This window comes from Novipirellula aureliae, assembly GCF_007860185.1.
Classification (GTDB): domain Bacteria; phylum Planctomycetota; class Planctomycetia; order Pirellulales; family Pirellulaceae; genus Novipirellula_A; species Novipirellula_A aureliae.
The window spans coordinates 1,033,031-1,052,860 of the sequence record NZ_SJPY01000001.1; the positions used below are offsets into that span (position 1 = coordinate 1,033,031).

The following is a 19,830-nucleotide window of genomic DNA, read 5'->3' on the forward strand; positions in this document are numbered from 1 at the left end:
TCGAACATACTTTTCGCTCGCGGGGCGGAGCGACATTTGCCGCAAAACGCGACCTCGTACTTCGTCACGGCTTGATTTTAGGCTTGGCACAAGAGTGGCTGGGGCATCGTGCCCCCGTAAGCTGCGGCTGGTAGCCACAGCCACGAAAGATTCTTATCTTCATGCTTAGTGGCATTCTTAGTGGTGACAAACGGCTAATCCCCAAATCAAATCTGGTTGATGCACTCGTTTTAATCCTTTCAGGGTCAACTTTACCCTTCATCACTCCTGCAATTTTGGCGTATCCATGACGAAATCTCTTGAAAAGCTCCGCGGTCGTTTGTGTTTAGTCACGGGCGGGGCGGGGTTCATCGGCTCGCACCTGGTCGATCTGTTGCGTGGTGCAGGAGCTCGAGTCCGTGTACTCGACAACTTTAGCACCGGATTCGAGGACAATTTGAAGCACACTCAATTGGACAAGGACGTCGAATTGGTTCGCGGCGACGCATCGGATTCTGGCGATGTCTCCATTGCGATGAAGGGTGTCGATTATGTGTTTCACCATGCGGCGATGGCGAGTGTGCCACGAAGTATTCGCGAGCCGGGGTTGTGTCACGCATGGTGTGCAACCAGTACGGTGGAGCTCTTGCAAGCGGCAGCTTCGGGTGGTGCGAAACGATTCGTGTTGGCTTCGACCAGTGCCGCTTATGGTGATTCACCATTTGTTTCGAAACGAGAAACAGACCCGACCGATCCGTTATCGCCATACGCATCGGCAAAGTTAGCGGCGGAAGCCTACTGCAAAGCGTTTGGGCGTAGCTTTGATATCGAAACGGTTGTGCTCCGTTACTTTAACGTCTTCGGTCCTCGCCAAGATCCTCAAAGCGAATACAGCGCTGTGATTCCTCGGTTTGTCGCCAAGATTCTGGCGAATGAAAAGCCGATCATTTACGGGGATGGTCAACAATCGCGTGACTTTGTTTTTGTACGTGATGTTGCCACCGCCAATCTGTTGGCTGCAACCGTTCCTGAAGCAGCGGGTGGAACATTTAATATCGGACGGGGGCAACAAACAACCTTGCTTGAATTGCTAAGTACCCTGCGAGATATATTACAGCAGGGAATCGATCCGGTTCACGAACCCGCTCGCGTGGGCGACGTCCGCGATTCTCTTGCCGACATCAACGTTGCGCGAAACCGGTTGGGATTCGAGCCTGCCGTCGGGATAGAAGAAGGGCTACGGCTTAGTATCGACTATTACCGACAATTGGTCTCGAAAGCCAACTGACGGGCTTTTCGCCGCAATTCACTCTCTCTTTTCTCCGCCGCGAGCTGTTTTTCTTTCAGCTCAGCGGCGATCCCTTGCTGGGTCATTCGGAATTGTCTTTCGCGTTGATCTTGCATCGCAGCGCGATGGTTTAATTGGACTTCGCGAGCATCCAGGTCGGCGGCCCACGCTTGCAAACGTTCAATCAAATCGTCGCTGTGAAGCGAAAGCCATTCTGGGTGTGCTTCGACGTCACACGGTTGGTGGGCTGCTAAAGCCGCCAATTTGACGTTCAACGCTGGCGATCGCATCGCGTTTGCTTGGGTTTCAACGGGCGGCGCGTGGTGGTGAGCCGAATCGATTCGCTGATAGGTGCGGTTCTGGCCCGCCTTTTGCACCATTCTCGGTTTTTCGATGCGGCAAGATCGATAGGAGAGCATGACGACTTAAGGGTCCGAGGAAGAATCCGTAATCCAATGAGTGCGATACCTAATCCATTCGGGATTTTCTGGCTTGCCCCTGCATCGAACCATGACGACTAGGTAAAATGAAGTGCCATCTAGCGACAATGATGTCAATTAACCGGGTAGAGCCGATCACACCGTCTTTTGTTCCTCCAAAAATAGAGTTTTGAATATGAATTGCTTGGTAAAGGTCCCGTCTTGTTCGAGTCTTCTGTATTCGAGTGTTCTGTGTTCGATTTTCGTCTGTTCGAGTTCAGGATTGTCCGCCATTGCCGAGACGCCAATGGATGCGGAGCCCGACAATCGGGCGCTCGATACGCGGATTGATGAGGCGACGGCGAAAGGGATTGAGTTTCTGAAGAGTCGCGGCCAGGCGGATGATGGTTCGTTTAGCGGCGAAACGGGCGTGGCTGTCACGGCTTTGTGCGTCAATGCAATCTTGACGCATCGTCCACAAGCGATCAACGATCCCGCGATTCAAAAGGCCCTCGCCTACATCGAAAAGCGAATCCAAAGTGATGGCGGTATCTATGCGGAGGGGTCGTACTACCGAAATTACGAGACGTCGGTCTCCGTCAGTGCTTTAATTTCCGCCAATCGTGACGGAAAATACGACAGTGTGCTCAAGCGTGCCGAGAGTTTTCTGAAGGGATTGCAGTGGGATGAAAGTGAGGACATTGAACCGTCGGCCCCAGAATACGGGGGTGCTGGTTATGGTAGTCACAAGCGGCCCGACTTGTCCAATACATCGTTTTTTATCGAGGCACTGCATGAACTCGGCAACGGACCCGATGACGAAGCGATCCAAAAGGCGTTGAAGTTTGTTGTTCGCACGCAAAATTTGGCGGATGAGGGGAACGACACGGAATTTGCCAACAAAGTGAACGATGGAGGGTTTTACTACACACCGGCGGCGGGCGGGCAAAGTCAAGCGGGTGAAGCGGTCGGTGGTGGCTTGCGAAGCTACGGGTCGATGACGTACGCAGGGCTAAAGAGTATGATTTATGCTGGATTGACCCCCGATGATCCTCGCGTGCAAGCCGCCATGACGTTCATTCGTGATCACTACACGCTGGAAACGAATCCTGGCATGGGGCACGCGGGTTTGTATTATTATTACCACACCTTTGCGAAAGCACTGGATGCCGCCAACGTTGAAATCATCGACGATGCCGACGGCAATCCAAGAGTTTGGCGCAAAGATTTAGTCGATCAATTGCTTGGCGAACAATTGGCCGATGGGTCATGGGTAAACAATGAAAGTGATCGTTGGATGGAAGGCGATCGTCAACTTGTTACAGCTTATGTTTTATTAGCACTTGCACATTGTCGCCAATAGGTCTCCTCCATGCTCGATCTGATTGCCCAAGGCCCTGCCGCTTCTGATCGCTGGCGACGTCCGCTTCCGGAACCGACATCAGGACGAGAGATTAGTCTGGGGCGGTCCGAGAGCGATTGGATCGTTCCTTGGGATGGAATGATCTCGCGCAAACATGTCAAGCTGCGAACACTAGCCGATAAACAACTTGAAGTCGTTCGCAGTATGTCGGCACGCAATGCCGTTTTTTATCGTGGTCAGCAAAACCAGCGATTTAAGCTAAGCGTGGGCGAGCACTTTGTGATCGGTGAAACCACGTTCACGTTCGCCAATCGGCCTGGAGTGGTAACGCCGGATGGCATCGATCCGAATAACAATGATCCGGCATCGCGTTCACTTTCTGAACACGCCTACAATCATACGGAACTGCGTGAACGGAAGTTTCGTGATGGTGCATCGCGAATCGAGATGCTTACCTTTCTGCCCGACTTGATAACCAGCAGCGAAGCGGATGAGGAATTACTGGTCCGGATGACCAACGTGCTCCTTCAAGCGACACCCTCGGCCACGTCGGTTGCAATTGTTTCGCTCGGAGATTCGTCTCCTGGCGCTTTTGCAAACCGCTCGCCGAATCGTTCCGCTGTCGAGGTCCTGCACTATGACAGCCGCAATCTGAACTTGCGAGATGCTGCCGTCAGTACAAAGTTGGTACAAAACGCGATCACGAAGGGCGAGTCCATCTTGCAAATCTGGTCCCATCCATCCAAACCGATTGATTCGGCGCCCAAGCAGGAGCCCGATCAGGAGATGGGTCAGGAGACCGCTTGGCCAGCCTACACGACTCAGGAAGGTGTCGACTGGGCCTATTGTGTACCGCTTCGATCGGAGGCTTGCCGTGGATGGGGGATTTATGTCAGCGGCGAATTCTTGACAAACCCAGGTCCTGAAGAATTGCAAGACGACTTAAAGTTCGCGGAATTAGTTGGCTCAATGGTTGCCAATCTCCGCCAAAGTCATCGTCTTGAACGGCGCCAAGCCGCGATCCGCCAATTCTTTGCACCTGTCGTCATGGACGCGCTGGCCCGGCGTGTTCCCGACGAGGTTTTAGCTCCACGTGAAACGATGTTGACGGTGATGTTCAGTGATCTACGTGGATTTTCGCGGCGAAGCGAACAGCACGCCGACGCGCTTTTGGAATTGTTGGGGAGAGTCAGCGAATCATTGGGATTGATGACTCGAGCGATTCTCGAAACGGGCGGAGTGATTGGGGACTTTCACGGTGATGCTGCGATGGGATTCTGGGGATGGCCGCTTGAGCAATCTGATCGTGCCCTGAGAGCCGCACGGGCGGCGATGCAAATCCGCCATCAGCACGCATCGAAAGACAACGGCAGCGATTTGCTGCAATACGGCATCGGCATCGCAAGTGGTCCAGCGGTCGCAGGCCAAATCGGCACCGCCGATCAGGTCAAGGTGACCGCTTTTGGGCCAGTCGTAAACTTGGCGAGCCGTTTGGAAGGGTTGACGAAGAGCTTTGGAGTCAACGTGATCGTCGACCAAGCGACGGTCAACGCGTTGGCTGATTCCGCCGAAAGTGATTTCCAATTTCGCCGACTCGCACGCGTCAGGCCAGCGGGATTCTCTCAGGCATTTGACCTGTTTGAGCTCTTGACGCCGTTGGTTGCGAGTGCGGGTCAGAACCGGGCATTTTCCGCAAAGGAACGAATGGAATATGAAAAGTCGCTATTGCTCTTCATTAAGGGCGATTGGGCACAAGCCCAGGTTGGATTGGAGCCTTTGGCGGTTCATGATTCCGCGAGCCGACTATTGCTGCGATTCATTGAGGGACAAAATGCAATCGCCCCCGACGATTGGTCGGGGGCGATCGATATTGGAAAAAATTGATGCTCGTTCTACCGCGTGCCCATCAGGCTGCGGTCTTCACGACGCAAACACGCGGCCCGTTGGGCACGCGGTTTTGCGGAAGAAACTCGCTCTTATTCAGCAGCTTGACGGTTGCCGCGACCGCCACGGGTTTGTTGACCACCCTGGGCGTCAGCACCACGACCGCCACGGGTTTGTTGGCCACCCTGGGCGTCAGTGCCACGATTGCCACGTCCAGCACCTCGCGTTTGCTCAGGCATTTCAAAAGCCGTGCCTTTCATGTCACTAAAGGCCTTTTGTTGCTCGGAGGTCAAGACCTTCATCGCTGCCTCTTCCATCTCTTTGCGGACATTGGCAAACGCTTCTTGCATTGCAGCGCGGTCTCCACGATTCTGCATTGCTTCCTGCATTTTCGTTCGGACATCCGCGTTAACGGTTTCGAGCTTTGTTTTTTGAGCTTCGGTGATCCCGAGCTTGGCTTGGACTTCAGGATTCGACAATGCGGCAACGCCCTGAACTTGAATTGCGATTTGATCGAGACGGGTCATTTGCTCGGGCTGCAATATTTTTTCGAGTTCTCCTCGAATTTTCTTGGTTTGCTCAGCTTGCTGTGCTTGCATCTTTTCGACGTATGCTGCTCTTTCTTCTTCGGTTGCATTACGATCGGGACGTTCTGCCCGGTCACCGGTTTCGATTTCTTGAATTTTTGCGACGTTGTCAGGTGACAACTGGAGTTCTAATTGAACTTCTTCCACTGCCAGCAGGCTCAGCAACTGGTTGGCGCCGCCTCTGGTTCGGCCGCCCATCATCCCAGCAGCTCCGCCGCGACCACCAGTGGCCCCTTGTCCGCCTTGTCCGCCACGGCCGCCGCCGCCACCGCCTTGTGCGCTAGCATCGCTGACAATCAGTGCCATCGTCGCAACGACGAAAAGACTTGCTACGAAATGTGTGAGTTTCATCAACTTGTTTCCTGTTAAGAAGAGATGTGGTATTACCGTCGACATAGTACGGGAGTATTTTTATCAACGACGGCTTGTTGATATGTGACTAAACCTTGCAAATCACCAATGGTTTCGCAAAAGAACTTATATTTCACTTTTTGTTAAGAAACAATCATCTTGTTTCCCAATATGCGTTTCACTAGAAGTCGTGTAAAATAAACTCAAACGGACGAAACGAGGCGAAACGGGCCATGAGCAGTCATTTGAATGGCAAATCCGATCAAGATTCCGATCGGGAAGTGGATTCCGATCGGGAAGTGGATTCCGATCGGGAGAGTGAAGAAGAGCTTTCATTGGACGATCTTGGGGCTGCCTACGCTCGTGCCGCCGCCAAACATGATCCGGACGCATTTGCATCGATTGATCCGGCGAGCGAAGCGTCCGCTACCGACGATGAATTGGCCGACGAACTCGCCGCTCTACCAGATCCATCGTTCGAAGAAGACGAGTTGGTGACGCCCGAAGCGATCATCGAAGGTGCTCTTTTCGTCGGCCATCCTGAGAACAAATCACTCAGCGAGCAGCGACTTGCGTCGCTGATGCGGGAGGTCGCTCCCGAAGAGGTGGTTGCATTGATCGATCAACTCAATGAATCCTACCGTCAAGCGGACCAAGCGTTGCGAATCGTCCGCAGCGACGAGGGATACCGGATGACGATATCGCCCCAACAAGAGAAAATTCGTCGGTCTTTCCTAGGCAAAGTTCGCGAAACAAAATTAACTCAGGGCTTGATCGAGGTCTTGGCGTTGGTTGCCTACCAAAACGGGATCACTGCACAAAAGTTAATGGATCAACGAGGCCGAGATTGTGGGCCGCTGCTCAATCAACTAGTCCGTCGTCAACTGCTAAGCATCGAACGTAAAGCACCATCGGAAGGGGGGAAAGCAATTCCCCATTACTATACAACGGAACGTTTTCTCGTTCTCTTCGAGCTGGAGTCGCTTGACGATTTGCCGCAAGTAGAAGAAGGTCTTAGAGGTGTCACCTAGTTGACAGGGCTATCGCCAATCCTCCCCTGTGCGACGATCCCTGTGCGACGATCGAAAACCCTGTGCGACGATCGAAAGCCGCACTTCAAAACGCGTCTGCGGGGTACGGTCCTTGCTTACGCGTCGGGTTTAGGATGGGCAAATCCTTTGTCCGCAAACCATTTTTTCGAAATCCCCTTGCAGCTTCATGTCAAACAATCCCATTCTTCCGCCGATCCAAGGCGTTGCGCTCGATATGGATGGGCTTTTATTTGATACCGAACGTTTGTACTGGCAGGTAGGTGACGAGATACTCCGACGGCGAGGGTTCCGCTTTGATGAGGAACTGCAAACGCGGATGATGGGCCGCGTTGGCACCGCAGCGATGCAGCAGATGATCGACATGCACAAGCTCGATGACTCACCTGAACGTTTGCTTTTGGAATCGGAAGACCTGTTCGGAGCGCTGCTCGTCAAGGATCTTCAGCCGATGCCAGGTTTAGCCGAGTGGATCGATCTGCTCCAGCGGTCTAAATTGCCTTTTGGGTTGGCCACCAGTAGTCGGCGGATGTTTGTCGACGTGATTTTGGCCCGCTCCGATTGGAGGGGCTCGTTATCGTTTGTCTTGACCGGGGACGATGTCGTCAACGGAAAACCCCATCCCGAGATGTATCAATCGGCGGCTGCAAAGATGGAAATTGCCCCCGCGTCGATGCTGGTCTTAGAAGACAGCGGCAACGGGTGCCGCGCCGCCGTTGCAGCGGGGGCTCAGACCGTGGCGGTACCGAGCGAACATACGAAAACGCAGGACTTTGGTGGAGCGATCTTGATTGCCGAATCGCTACGTGACCCAAGATTACATGCTCTAATCAAGTAGACATTCGTTCTCAGACTTGTTGAACCGCGTGGGCATCGCCCCATGTGTGTCCGTGTCAAGCACTCAGCCCGATGGGCACGCGGTCATGCCACGAAAGGAATGGGGGGCGAGGCAGCGACCAGGGAGCCAGCAAGCACAAAATCAAACATGTTTTTCGAGCAACTTAGCCACTTTGGCTGGGTCGTCGTCCTCCTGCAGTTGCTGAATTTGCTTCGCGGAAATGCCTATTTTCTCCAGATGGCTGGCCAAACGCTTCCAGATTTGGACGCGTTTTTTTCCTTCACTCAAATACAGGTCGGTAACCGCCTCTTGAGCTTTCTGAAGCCCAATGACATCTCGGTTCTGATAGTAATTTTTGATGATTTTTTCTTGGTGACGGCTGTGTTCTGCCATTGCGGTCCTTAAATGGTTATGTTGTTGGGAAAGTTAGCCTCGAATTCATCATCTTAGCGTAACGCGGATGAATTCAAGCCCCGTTCATTTCTATTCTTTATCTCGAAAGTTCGTTGACAATGACCGCATGCCGTGGAGTTCGAGGAGCGACAACCGTTGATATCGATGACCGCCATGAAATTCTCAAGGCGACTCGACAACTACTTGCTCTGATGATTCGTCAAAATGGGATCGATTCGAGTGACCTTGCCAATGCCCAATTTACCGTCACCGAAGACCTGCGAGCCGAGTTCCCGGCACTGGCTGCGCGGCAACTCGGGTGGGTAGAAGTCCCGATGATCTGCGGCTATGAGATCTCCGTCGATGGTTCGCTTGAAAAATGTATACGAGTCATGTTGTTGTGGAATACCGACAAGGAGCAGTCCGAGATCCAGCACGTCTATCTACACAACGCGAAACGCCTGCGTCCTGATCTGGCCGAGTACCCCCCCATCGACTTCGCGGAACTCGAAGAGTGGATCCAAGACCATTTGCAGGAAAACCCCGCGCCGCCTTCGAGTTCGTGAACTGTGAACGTAAAACGGAATTCATTCCGTTCTGCAACCCTCCTTCGATTTTTGAAAGGTATCATTGATGGCATCGGTAGCACGAATTCGTTGGAAAACTGATTCGGCCCTTAGCACGCTTCATGCAGCCCGTTGCGTCGCGATGGGATTCTCGATTACAGAACGGAAACTCGAAGAATCGCTGATTCCTTTCGTTACGGCCATCAACGAGCGACTTCTGTCAGCTTCGGTCGACGTGCCGCAATTTTGGCAAGGTATGGTGCAGGAGACAGTGCGATCGCAATCGCTCGCCAACGATTCGCTTGTGGCTGCTGCCGAAATCGTGCTCACCCACTCGGGGTGCAACGAACTGCAAGTGGACCAAACCGGGCGTGCCATCGTACGCAAAATTGACGATTGCCGGCTGGTGATGACTCAACGGTTTCCTCGATTAGAAGACCAATTAGAACTACGAGCGAGACCGCTCCGAGACCATTGGGATTCGGTGGGGCCTGGCTTGCTCCATCAAATCGCGAAACAGATTTGGCAAGATACCGTTCCAAAAACATGGTGGCCACCGCGGGTCAATGCATTGCTGGTTCAGCCGATGCGCGGTGGTGATGGCGGATTCGATTCGGGCGGATCGAAAATTTGGATCGAAGCGATGTTAACGAATGCCGATCCAAGAATTCCCGAAGTGTTGAGAGTCGCTTGGCTCGTCACGCGTCTTGCCATCGAGCAGCATTTAAGTGAAAAGCCGGTCACGCAGGTTGGTTTGTGCGAGGCTTGGAGTTTTGCAGCCGTAGCGATCACACTCAATGCCGCTGCTGAATTGGAATTGATCGCCGCCAAACCGTTGTCTGGCAAACCGTTGTCTGGCAAACCATTGTCTGCCAGCCCGTTGCCGATTGCCGATGCCGTTTCGCTGTGGCGGATTTCCGATCATTCGAGTCTCGGAAACCTCATTGACCATTGGTGGCAACAATTCGCGTCAAACCCCACACCCTTGCCTGTGGCACTGAAATCACTTGCTCATTCAATCAATCAAGTAAATTAAATCGCAAAATTATTGCTTTTGACGCTGGAAACCTATCTTTCGAAGCTCGTCAATGAGGCCAGGATGTCTTATTATGAGACTTGCGTTTATTCAACCCTGTCGACCGGTCCATTTGAACGATGTCAGCTTTCTTGAAAATTTGCAGTGGCCCCGAAAAGGGACGCCAGTTCTCGCTCGACGAGAATCGACCCATGCATATCGGTCGCGGCAAAAGCTGCGAAATCATGTTGACCGATCCCATTAGCAGCCGCTTTCACGCCGTCGTCTATTTCGATGAAAGCGGTTGGCAATTACGCGATACAAGCAGCCGCAACGGGACGATGGTGAACGGTCAAAAGACGGACCACGCTCGTTTGATCCACACGAATACCGTCACGATTGGATCGACAGAACTTGAACTTATCGAAGAGGATAGCGGGCCGGGCGGCAGCGAGTCCGAAGAAACGAACTTGACGGAAACGTATAGCGTCGAAGATTTCAAGACTGAGAAGAGCTGGCTCGCCGAGGCCGAAGATCCAATCTCGACCGTCGCGGCGACCGGCCATCTGATCGACCTTTATAGCCTAAGCCTGAGTCTACTTCGTTGTCGCGATTCCGATGGAGTCATCGACACACTGCTTGAACTGTTGCGGGATCGAACGGAAGCGGACATCGTCGGTTTGACGTTTGATTCGGGAGACAATCAATTCAAACCGCGCAGAGTCCTGCCCGCTGGTTCCGAAGGATCGGTTATCATCGAAAAGTCTCTGGTGCGACGAATTGTTAGTGATGGTGAAGCAATTTGGATAGGCGATCGGACGTGTGGCCAGAAAAACAGGAGTCGTTCGAAGGGGATCGATTTCGAAGTCGATCGTATCGATGACAATTGGGCTGACATTATCTACGCTCCGCTCGTTTGTGACGGCTCCAACTTAGGTGTTCTACACCTTTACCGCCGAACACCCAAATTTACGCAAGCTCATTTCGAATTAGTCGTGGCTGCTTCAAGACTGTTGGCGGTAGGGCTAAGCCAAGCCTTTGAAAGAGACTCTCTCAAGGCAGAGCGGAAGCGTATCGCCGACCGCAATGCCGACTCCGATGAAATGATTGGTTCAAGTCCCATTATGGTGAAATTGAAGGAACGCATCGGTCGAGTGGCGGCGGCGAGTGGCTCCGTTTTAATTCGTGGCGAGAGCGGGTCCGGTAAAGAGTTGGTCGCCCGAGCCGTCCATCGAGCAAGCCGCCGGGCGAAACGCCCCATGTTGACGGTCAATTGCGCTGCGATTCCCCATGAGCTAATTGAAAGTCAACTGTTTGGGCATCGCAAAGGCTCCTTCACCGGTGCCGACAAAGATCATATTGGATGGTTCCAACAAGCCCACAGTGGCACATTGTTCCTCGATGAAATTGGTGAATTGACGCTGGAAGGGCAAGCGAAATTACTGCGGATTCTTGAAGGACATCCCTTTCTACCCGTCGGTGCGACCGAAGAGGTGTTGGTCGATGTTCGCGTCATCGCAGCAACGAATCGAGACCTGGCCGAGTTCGTGCGTGAGAAACGATTTCGCGAAGATTTGTTTTATCGATTGAGCGTCTTTGAATTATTCGTTCCTCCACTACGAGACCGAGGCGACGATATTGATTCTTTGGTTAGCCATTTTCTGGATCATTTTCGCCGTCAACATGGCCGACCCTCTTTGGCTTTGACCGAAGAGGCTCGCCATCGACTGCTGCAATATGCTTGGCCCGGGAACGTTCGCCAGCTTCGCAACGTGATCGATAGTGCCGTTGTGATGGCCGACGATCCCGCCATCGAAGCATCGGACCTTGGACTTCGTGACGCGGGGCTTAGCCGACTCGATACGCTGCGAATCGACGAATGGGAAAAACGACTTATTCGAAAAGCGATTGAGCGAACGAGTGGCAGTATCCCTGAAGCTGCGAAACTACTTGGTATTAGTCGTGCGACCGCCTATCGAAAGTTAGCCGAGTATGAAATTGAACGTTAATTTAGCGTTAGTCGCTCGCCGTCTCCGTTTGAACAACATGTTCTTTTCGTCTTGCGAAGATTGGGATTCTGTCGGTCGATCTTTGCCTACTCACCTGCCGAGTGGTCGGTAGACGCGGTTTCTGGGGATCCGTGTTTTTGGATGCGGGTAGGAAGATCGAGAACCCTTGCGTGTTGGCACAGCGGGTAATCGCTCAAAAGTTCTTTTAGGCTAGTTCGGTCCCATTCAAATAGATGGCGATCCCTTCCATTTTGCCAACAGGAACCTTTCGGTTCTTGTTGTATTGGGCCGTGAAAGATTGGAACGATCTCTTGGGATCGCCGGCGGACTCAAGAATAGACGTAATCAGGGGAACACCACGAACAAGGTCGAAGATATCTAAGTCGATGCAGCAATATTCGACCTCGTTTCCTCCCCGGCAACCGTTGCGAGCCACCGCCAACGATGTCCGCAATCACGCCGCCATCCAATGCATCAAGGAGCGGATCCTCGTAGCGTTCCCCTCGATCCATCGGGCGAAGCCTTGCGTTCAGTGTTGCGAATGCGGTTAGGGGCATCGATCGAGCTCCAGACGATGCCGCCTTCGTGGACTCCACAAACCCTTTGCAGAATCAATCCACTTTGCGTTCGGAAAACATGCCCCTCGTATAGCAACCGTGCCTTGGGACGTGCGGTGGATAACTTGCGTTTTTGTGTTTCAGAGGGGTTGGCTCAATCGAATAGCTTAGCCGCTGGCATGCTGATATTTTTCCAAACGGATGGGTGTCGGAGTCCAGCTAGTCGTTTGTCTCCCTTCGCTTGTTATTTTCTTTCGCTGTGCTGAAATCATCTACTCTGGGATCTTCTACCAATCGTTTTGTTTGGAGGAGTTCAATGGGGTGACAGGCTTCGCCTTTACCAACAACACAGCGAATCGATGTAAGCGGCGCTGCCGTCTCGCCGCCATGGATCAAGTTGGGCTTGAGCCTTCAGTTGTTGACCGCGTCTTAGCGGGACCGCAAAGAACGCGTTGCTGATTTCGGGCAGTGCGGTCATGTCACCCCAAAGCTTTTCAAACTGAGCCACCGGGAAAACATCTTCCTGGGCGTTGCCCCAGCGTTTTTTTACGTCTTTCAACGTGATGTAAGTCGGTAGCCGGAGAGCCATTTTTCGAACCGCTTGGTCGACTCGTGTTTGATTTGACAAATCCTTTCGCACCAACCCGAACGCTTGAAGCAATCCATCGACATCGATCCATGTATTCATCGAGTTATAGAATGGAAGATCGAACTCGATTTGTTCATTCGGCATCGCTAATCCTTCGACCAAACGGGGGCGACCGTTGACCACCGCAAGTCCACCGCCACGGTCTTCCAACCGTCGTGTAATGACTTCAAAGGTCAGCGTTTTTCTTGCATCGATAAACCGACCTAAGAAACCTGGGTCGATGTTCGCACCAAGTGTATCGATGTTATGAAGCAACAGGTAACGAAGATCCTTGTTGGCTTGTAGCAATTGGTTCAAGACACCGCTACGGAGTAAATTGGGAACTTCATACCAATGGCCGACCGGATGGATACACTGGCTTGGCACGTTGTCCGTATAGTCACTCGCCTCGCCAACGGACTTGGCCCAATCGATCAGCGCCGAACGAGCGCTCTCGCGAACCTTTTGCTGTTGTTCGTCAAGGATCTGCTGTGACGTTTCCTCCCATAAAAATCGCAAATCGCGAACGGTGGGAACCATTCGCAAACCGACACTTCGTCCTGTCGACACCACAAGTTCGTCCCCAAAGCCAAATGAGTCGTGTCGGTCCAAGTACTGCCTGATCGGTTGGTCCGTCAAATGGCTGGTGGTAAACACGTGTGGGATGTGACCACCGTATTTTCGTGTGATCGCTCGATTCTTTGCCAAGTGAACTTCGAGGAAACTACGGTGTCGCCCAGCAAACCGGCAAAAGGGGTGAAGGGCCTTGCAAACGCCTGCACCCTCGGTCCATCGACTACCGACGCCAGCAGCCAAGGTTACCACGGCCACCGAGCCGTTTTGAATCGCTTTTCGACCTAAGTCAATATACTTTTGCTCGACGCCGTCGCGCAAATCAACCACTTGTTTGGGGCGAACGTCCTCGATCATCGTATTGACTGGCAAACGATTTTGAGCCAAACCGATTCGTCCACTCAGCAAATCGGATCGAATTTGTTCGTGTTGGACACGATCAAAACCAATCTCTGATAGAACCATTTGCAACGACGATTCTTGGTGGGCATCGCTCGATACCGATGGCAGCACGCTAGCGAGCAGCAAACTAGCTGTCTGGCGGCCTGAATCGGCATCGCGGCATCGCTCGCTAATGCGTTCAAGTTCACTTCGCGTCCTCCGCGACAACTCACGCAGCGGTGTACGTAGCAGTTCTGGCAAAACCAATGCATAATACCGATCCGGCAACATCGCCGATTCGCCCGTCATCAGCTCCGCAAAGGTTCCTCGGTCGTTGATCGAAAAATCATAGACAACCGGGTCCATCGCAAAGGGAAGCGATGTTGACAGCGTCTTTTTGGTTTCGACCATTGCTTCGCCGAGCCACGCCTGTGCTTCAGGCTTCACTTCGGGGTCAAAAATGAATCCCATTCCGCCGCCGGCCATGCCGCCGAGCATCCAAAAGCCCCAGAACTTATCGCCGTAGCGGTCGCGGCATTGCTCGATCAAGAGATCGGTAAAGCGATTGGTCGCCCACGGAATGATCGTTTGCAGTGGCCCCTCGAAGTTGCGCGTCGTCACATCACCGACTCGCTTGAGGTCGCCGGCTTGGAGCGCGTCGACCACTTCGTCAAGAATCAGCATCGCTTCTTTTCGGCCTTGCCATTCCTTTTCGCTTCTTAAGAGGTAATGCTCCGTGACCATTTCCAAAATCGGGCCGACATTTTGTGCCATTCCGCCGTGAACCAAGACGAGACTTTGTTGGATTTTCTCTCGTGTTTGATCGCTGATCGTCTCGTGATCGAGAACTTGGTGGACCGGCATCAGTCGCCCGCGGCTAATACCGAACTCGGGGTCGCCATCTTCAGCCGTGGTCCCGCAAATCAATTTGATACCAGGCCACACACCGCCGGAATCTTGCCACCCACCACCGCTACCACCAATCCACTCACCCAAGATGGCCCGTGCTGCGACCATTCGTCGATCGTTCTCGTCGAGCGCTCCGACGAGCGCACCAACTTGTCCGGTCGCTCGCATCAAGATTGAAATCAGCGAACCGAGTAAATTGGTTGAAACCGCTAGCCGTGAACCTTTGGGAATGTCGTTGATCTTGCTAACCAATTCCAAGCCGCGACCGGGCCCGAGCATCACGCCAAGCAGATCGGAAATCGATTCGCGACACCCTTCGAGCCCAGGCGGAACGATACCCGAGGCAATCAATGCCGCTTTGAGTAGGCCCAAGTAGTCGCGAGCAAAGTCAAACGTGTCTGAGATCGAGTGCAGCGTCGTCGTCGCACCGAGGTCCACACTGACCAGCCGAATCACCGGTTCATCGATCACACGCAAATAGGTTTCAATCGGCGGTTTGGTTTCGTGGTCGCGACCGCGAACACCGAGATCGACCGAGACATTCAAAACCCGTGCCCCTTCAGGAAAATCCATTCCCAGGAAGAATATATCGCTCCATGCACTATGCGAAAAATCCATTCGCACGGCGGTTGTTTCTTTCAATAACGGCGTGGTCTGACTCGACAGATCGACGGCGGTTAATTCGGGCCGGATTCTCAGTGGATGGTCATCGGGATGACCCACGCGAAACATCCATTGATTTCCGCGTACCGTTCGCACGCTTCGCCGCACTTGATCCGCCAAGGTTTGAAAACCAAGTTGGTGATAAGCGTGCGACAAAGCACTCGCTAAGCCATCACTTGGTCCACCCGATTGCTGGGCTGCTAAGAAAAAATCGATCGCTTCTTTGAAACGGCGAGATAGCAGATGTTCGTAACCCTCAAACGGAATTTGCCCCGATGGGCGTACGGGCAATTGGTCAGGTACGTGATATCGATAGATTGCCGATAAAAAGAAAAGTGCGCGAACTCGCCAATACAGATTACTCTGTTCACGCCGAAAGGTATCAAGCTCCGCTGCATCGTTTAGTAATTCCGCCAGGGTCGCGTTTTTGCATACCGATTCAAGTGACTGGTCGCGTAGGGAGTCGTCTGACGTGATGATCTCGATAAGTCGGTTCACTCGGTGGGTACTCCTTCGGTCCGGCTCGCGAGCAGTTCCACAAGTTCCGTTAGAATTTGATCGCGATCCTTGCCTGACAATCCGATCGCCAACTGGGCATTTAGTAGCCCGTAAGTCAAGCCCAAGTTGTACCGCGATCCATGAACTTGATAGGCCAAGTATCGCTGGCGTGATGACAAAATCTCCATCGCATCGGACAGTGTCGCCTGTTCGGTAGACGGCACCGAAATCAATGATTCGATCGCCGCCATCACTTCACTGGTCAACACGTGCATCCCAAAGAAACCTAGATAATGTCCCGCCCGGAGTCCCGGCGTTACTAATTCTTGTTCGGCGAAAGTGGGGGTCGGCTTTTCGACGACCCGTTCGACTTCGTAAATGTCGCTGCGGCGAGGAACCAGCGGACCGCTGACAATCCCAAAGTAGGGCAATTTATTCTCGCGGGTTGATTGCACGGCGGATACCGAACACTCAAATTCGGCCGCAATTTGAATCAATTGCTTCGCGCAGGGCACCTCGGTCGAACTGAGGTACAAGTGATCGCCAACGAGATGCAAGAACGGATCGTCGCCGACGAAGCCCTTCGCCCGGTAAATCGCATCGGCGTAACCTTTGGGCTCGGGTTGTTCGACAAACAGGATGCTGCCCAGGTGGGTGCCCGCTGCTTGCTCATAAGCTTCTTGGTCACCCGGTCGAATGACCACACAAATCTCTTCGACTCCGGCTGCGAGCGTCTCCGCGACGATCAATTGCAACGCCGTTCTTACTTCGCCACCGCGATCGACGAGTTGTTGTAACGGCAGTGTATTTTGACTGGGGGCCGCCGCGGTAATGACTGCTTTTTGGACCTGCATATCAATTGATTACAAATGGGAAAGTTAGGGCCGGAACGTTCACTAGCTTAACAGAAAAGAACCATCCCGCCATCGGATTACCTGATCGGCATCCAGCAAGCCAGCGTTCGAGGTCCACGACCTTCACGACGACCCGCACAAAATTGACGAGATAGACGAGATAGACGAGATGATGGACACAAAGTATGCTGAGATCAACGAAAGCCACGAACAAAATCAACGGAAGATCAGGTCGTCATGAGTACATGTTAGATACGAGTTGCGACACTCTGTGTGTTACCGTGTGTCGCGTTTCCATCGGCAAGTGATGCCGAATCGCTGGAAGAGGCAGGATATGCGACGGGGCATTTTGGCAAATGGCATCTGGCCGGCAAGGACCGTTCGTTCCCGAGTCATCAGGGCTTTGACGAGACCTACGATTCGTTTGGCAACGGTGAACTTCAAGAAGGCGCGAAAGGCAATAAGAAAGGGCCGCAGGAAGATCCCAAGGGTGTGTTCACGCTTACTCGCAAAGCATGCGACTTCATTGAACGAAACCATTTGGCTGAAACAAACACCGTCAAGCGAGACGAACGGATCGACGATCTATTGGCCTGGTTTGACTCAGCCGATGCACTGCTGCCTGAAAAGGCGAATCCGAAAGATGGCGCAGAGGCTCGTCGGAAAGCGGACCAGAAAGCACGCCTCAAGAATTAGTCCCATCGTAAAGCGAATTCAGTCACCATGAAAACACACTTGCTCTTTCTCGTCCTGGCTCTCGCGACGATGCCGGTCACAAAACTTGTCGCCGCTAAACCCGCGCGTCCGAATATCCTCTATTTCTACGTTGATGATATGGGTTGGGGCTCAATCGGCCCAAATGGTCAAGCGGTGCGCAAGGCCAAAAACTTACCTTATGTGCGAACGCCTAACCTGGATCGACTCGCGAAGCAGGGTGTCAATTTCACTCGCGGCTACGCCTGTCACGTCTGCTCGCCCTCCCGCTCGTCGCAACAATCGGGCTTTCACCAGGGGCATACATTCGCGGATGACAATGATCCCAATAACGCCAGGAAAGCCATGCGTGCTGACGACGTCCTGATTGGCGACGCACTCTCGACTGCCGGTTACGTTACGGGCTATTGGGGCAAGTGGGGCTACGGTGGTTCCAGCGACCGTGTCAATCCAGTGATTCAAAATGTCCAGACTCTTCCAACCTCGCACGGTTACCAGCACGTCCTCGCCGAACTCCACCATGTCCGCGCTCATACGTTCTTTCAGCCGACACTTTGGAGTGCTCCAGCAGGGCCCCGAGCTGTAGGCGGATTGCAGCTCACGCCGAACTCGATGGCTCCCTATCAAAACAACACGGCTTATCCCAACCAGCCGGCTTTGCAAAACCACGCCGACTATCCCAAAACAGCGTACTGCGATGATGCCTACGCCTTTGCTGCTCTCGATTTTGTTCGCAACCAGGGGCAAAACTACAATCTGACCAATCAGCCTTTCTTTGGCTTACTCGCGGTACAGATACCTCATGCGCCTTTCGGAGAAATCTCGGAACTCCCGGACTGGGACAAAGTGTACGCGGCAGACCCGCTCTTCGCATCACTCTCCGATCAAACGCGTCAGTGGGCTGCGATGGTGACACGCATCGACGCTCACTTTGGCAATATTCTTGCCGCGCTCGAAGACCCAAACAACGACGGCGACAAGTCTGACTCCATCGCCGACAACACACTTGTCATCTTTCAGTCCGACAACGGTGGTCCCGGCGGAAAGAATAATGTCGAACTCGACGCAAACGGCGGACTGCGTGGCACCAAAGGCAAGATTCAAGAAGGCGGAATTCGCATCCCGCTTGTAATGCGATGGCCAGCTAGAATCACGGCGGATTCATCGCTGAAGGCAGGCACCGACTGCGACAGGGTCGTTGACATAACAGACTTGTTGCCCACTTTCTGCGAACTTGCCGGCACTGCCGCCCCGCTCGGAATCGACGGCGTGTCGATCGCTCCCACGCTTGTTGGTAGTGGCTACCAGCGGCCTCGCGACTTCATTATTCACGAGGCGAGTAATGGCGAATCGATCATCCGCGGAAAGTACAAGCTCGTTCGCTCGAAGAAATCCCCATACACACTCTACGACCTCGAATCAGATCATACAGAAGCGAACGATATCGCCACCGACCATCCGCAACTCGTCAGCGAGCTCGAATCGTTGCTGCTTGGAGAACGAGTTGCCGAGCCAAAAGGCTTTGCCAACACCTACCATCGCTGGACCGGAGTGGATGGTGCCGATACGTCTGACCCTGATCATTGGTCCGATTACAAGTACACCAATGCTGGGATCACGTACATGAACGACGACGGTGCTCCGCGACTGTCATGGGTCGCATCCATCGAAAACACGAGTCTCGAATCAAGAACCGCTCAGGCTGACACCGACCTGGAATTCCTTGGTCTTGAAATTCGAGGCAACGCCAGCCGAGATGCCAATCAGACGCTCGATCTGGGCCCAAGTGTGAACCTCATCGGTCGAAATGAAATCCGCTTGGCTGGTGGCGCGAGCCTAACGGTAGACAACGGAACCGTTTCGTCGCTCCGCTGGATCGACATTCAGCCCGGCGCCACACTTAGTGGCCATGGTACGATCAACGCCATCGTCTACAACAACGGATCCGTCGCTGTTGACGGCGGCGAGGATTTCGCTCTCCGCTTGAACAGCGACTACTATCAGTTCCCCAGCGCCGAGCTAAGCCTCACGATCACTGGCAAGATGCCCGCATTCAAAGTCGCCGACGAAGCGAAACTCGCCGGAGTACTTGCAGTCGTCAATGCCAGAGGGTTCAAGCCGAAGACCGGAGCGTCTTATACGGTGCTCATCGCCAATCAAGTAACGGGCGAATTCTCAAATCCAGATAGCGAAGTTGTGGCCAGCGATGGTTCTCGCTTCACCATCGGCTATTCGAAATCCAGTGTGACACTCACAGCGAAGTAGCAGAGCTCTTACCGACTTGATATCCCCTTAGCTTCATCGCCTCGACC

15 protein-coding genes are annotated in these 19,830 nt (G+C 53.2%); 10 read left to right on the top strand and 5 right to left on the bottom strand.

All coding sequences use genetic code 11. The features are described from left to right. Positions 1-286 precede the first annotated feature (286 nt). Positions 287-1,267 (top strand): SDR family oxidoreductase, encoded by a 981-nt coding sequence (locus Q31b_RS03880; RefSeq protein WP_146598297.1) that lies wholly within the window; start codon positions 287-289, stop codon positions 1,265-1,267. Here Q31b_RS03880 and Q31b_RS03885 read toward each other — a convergent pair. After that, positions 1,237-1,686 carry a hypothetical protein gene (locus Q31b_RS03885; protein WP_146598298.1) on the bottom strand — a complete coding sequence of 150 codons (450 nt, stop codon included), beginning with the start codon at positions 1,684-1,686 and terminating at the stop codon, positions 1,237-1,239. The two genes, Q31b_RS03880 and Q31b_RS03885, sit on opposite strands and share 31 nt — an antisense overlap. Positions 1,687-1,993: 307 nt before the next feature. Between Q31b_RS03885 and Q31b_RS03890 the strand changes: the two genes are divergently transcribed. Together Q31b_RS03890 and Q31b_RS03895 are read left to right on the top strand one after the other, a co-directional pair. Continuing rightward, on the top strand, positions 1,994-3,049 hold the full coding sequence (locus Q31b_RS03890; RefSeq protein WP_315860379.1) for a prenyltransferase/squalene oxidase repeat-containing protein: 1,056 nt from the start codon (positions 1,994-1,996) through the stop codon (positions 3,047-3,049). Between the two features lie 9 nt (positions 3,050-3,058). After that, positions 3,059-4,933: an adenylate/guanylate cyclase domain-containing protein gene (locus Q31b_RS03895; protein ID WP_146598300.1), complete on the top strand. Its 1,875-nt coding sequence runs from the start codon at positions 3,059-3,061 to the stop codon at positions 4,931-4,933. A gap of 92 nt (positions 4,934-5,025) precedes the next feature. On the opposite strand, the gene Q31b_RS03900 is transcribed toward Q31b_RS03895, so the two are convergent. Continuing rightward, positions 5,026-5,871 (bottom strand): hypothetical protein, encoded by an 846-nt coding sequence (locus Q31b_RS03900; protein WP_197170870.1) that lies wholly within the window; start codon positions 5,869-5,871, stop codon positions 5,026-5,028. Positions 5,872-6,104: 233 nt separating this feature from the next. On the opposite strand from Q31b_RS03900, the gene Q31b_RS03910 reads away from it, so the two are divergent. Continuing rightward, positions 6,105-6,902: an SMC-Scp complex subunit ScpB gene (locus Q31b_RS03910; RefSeq protein WP_146598303.1), complete on the top strand. Its 798-nt coding sequence runs from the start codon at positions 6,105-6,107 to the stop codon at positions 6,900-6,902. Positions 6,903-7,089: 187 nt separating this feature from the next. Then, positions 7,090-7,758: an HAD family hydrolase gene (locus Q31b_RS03915; RefSeq protein ID WP_146598304.1), complete on the top strand. Its 669-nt coding sequence runs from the start codon at positions 7,090-7,092 to the stop codon at positions 7,756-7,758. 141 nt (positions 7,759-7,899) lie between these two features. On the opposite strand, the gene Q31b_RS03920 is transcribed toward Q31b_RS03915, so the two are convergent. Then, a complete protein-coding gene (locus Q31b_RS03920; protein WP_146598305.1) occupies positions 7,900-8,151 on the bottom strand; it encodes a hypothetical protein in 252 nt (83 codons plus the stop codon). A 119-nt stretch (positions 8,152-8,270) separates the two neighbouring features. On the opposite strand from Q31b_RS03920, the gene aroH reads away from it, so the two are divergent. The 3 genes from aroH (at position 8,271) to Q31b_RS03935 (ending at position 11,741) form a co-directional block, all read left to right on the top strand. Continuing rightward, positions 8,271-8,717, top strand: coding sequence for a chorismate mutase (aroH, locus tag Q31b_RS03925; RefSeq protein ID WP_146598306.1), 447 nt, complete (start codon positions 8,271-8,273; stop codon positions 8,715-8,717). 67 nt (positions 8,718-8,784) lie between these two features. Next, positions 8,785-9,753, top strand: coding sequence for a hypothetical protein (locus Q31b_RS03930; RefSeq protein WP_146598307.1), 969 nt, complete (start codon positions 8,785-8,787; stop codon positions 9,751-9,753). Between the two features lie 131 nt (positions 9,754-9,884). Then, a complete protein-coding gene (locus Q31b_RS03935) occupies positions 9,885-11,741 on the top strand; it encodes a sigma 54-interacting transcriptional regulator (RefSeq protein WP_449289925.1) in 1,857 nt (618 codons plus the stop codon). Positions 11,742-12,635: 894 nt separating this feature from the next. On the opposite strand, the gene Q31b_RS03940 is transcribed toward Q31b_RS03935, so the two are convergent. Both Q31b_RS03940 and Q31b_RS03945 read right to left on the bottom strand, forming a co-directional pair. After that, the gene (locus Q31b_RS03940; protein ID WP_231617281.1) at positions 12,636-15,950 is read right to left on the bottom strand and encodes a UTP--glucose-1-phosphate uridylyltransferase; all 3,315 of its coding nucleotides are present in this window, start codon (positions 15,948-15,950) and stop codon (positions 12,636-12,638) included. After that, on the bottom strand, positions 15,947-16,804 hold the full coding sequence (locus Q31b_RS03945) for a sugar phosphate nucleotidyltransferase (RefSeq protein ID WP_146598310.1): 858 nt from the start codon (positions 16,802-16,804) through the stop codon (positions 15,947-15,949). The genes Q31b_RS03940 and Q31b_RS03945 overlap by 4 nt, the downstream gene beginning before the upstream one ends. 273 nt (positions 16,805-17,077) lie before the next feature. Here Q31b_RS03945 and Q31b_RS03950 point away from each other — a divergent pair, with 273 nt between their 5' ends. Further along, a complete protein-coding gene (locus Q31b_RS03950) occupies positions 17,078-17,500 on the top strand; it encodes a sulfatase-like hydrolase/transferase (RefSeq protein ID WP_231617282.1) in 423 nt (140 codons plus the stop codon). 27 nt (positions 17,501-17,527) lie between these two features. Next, positions 17,528-19,783, top strand: a complete 2,256-nt coding sequence (locus tag Q31b_RS03955; RefSeq protein ID WP_146598312.1) for a sulfatase-like hydrolase/transferase — start codon at positions 17,528-17,530, stop codon at positions 19,781-19,783. The last annotated feature ends 47 nt before the right edge of the window (positions 19,784-19,830 follow it).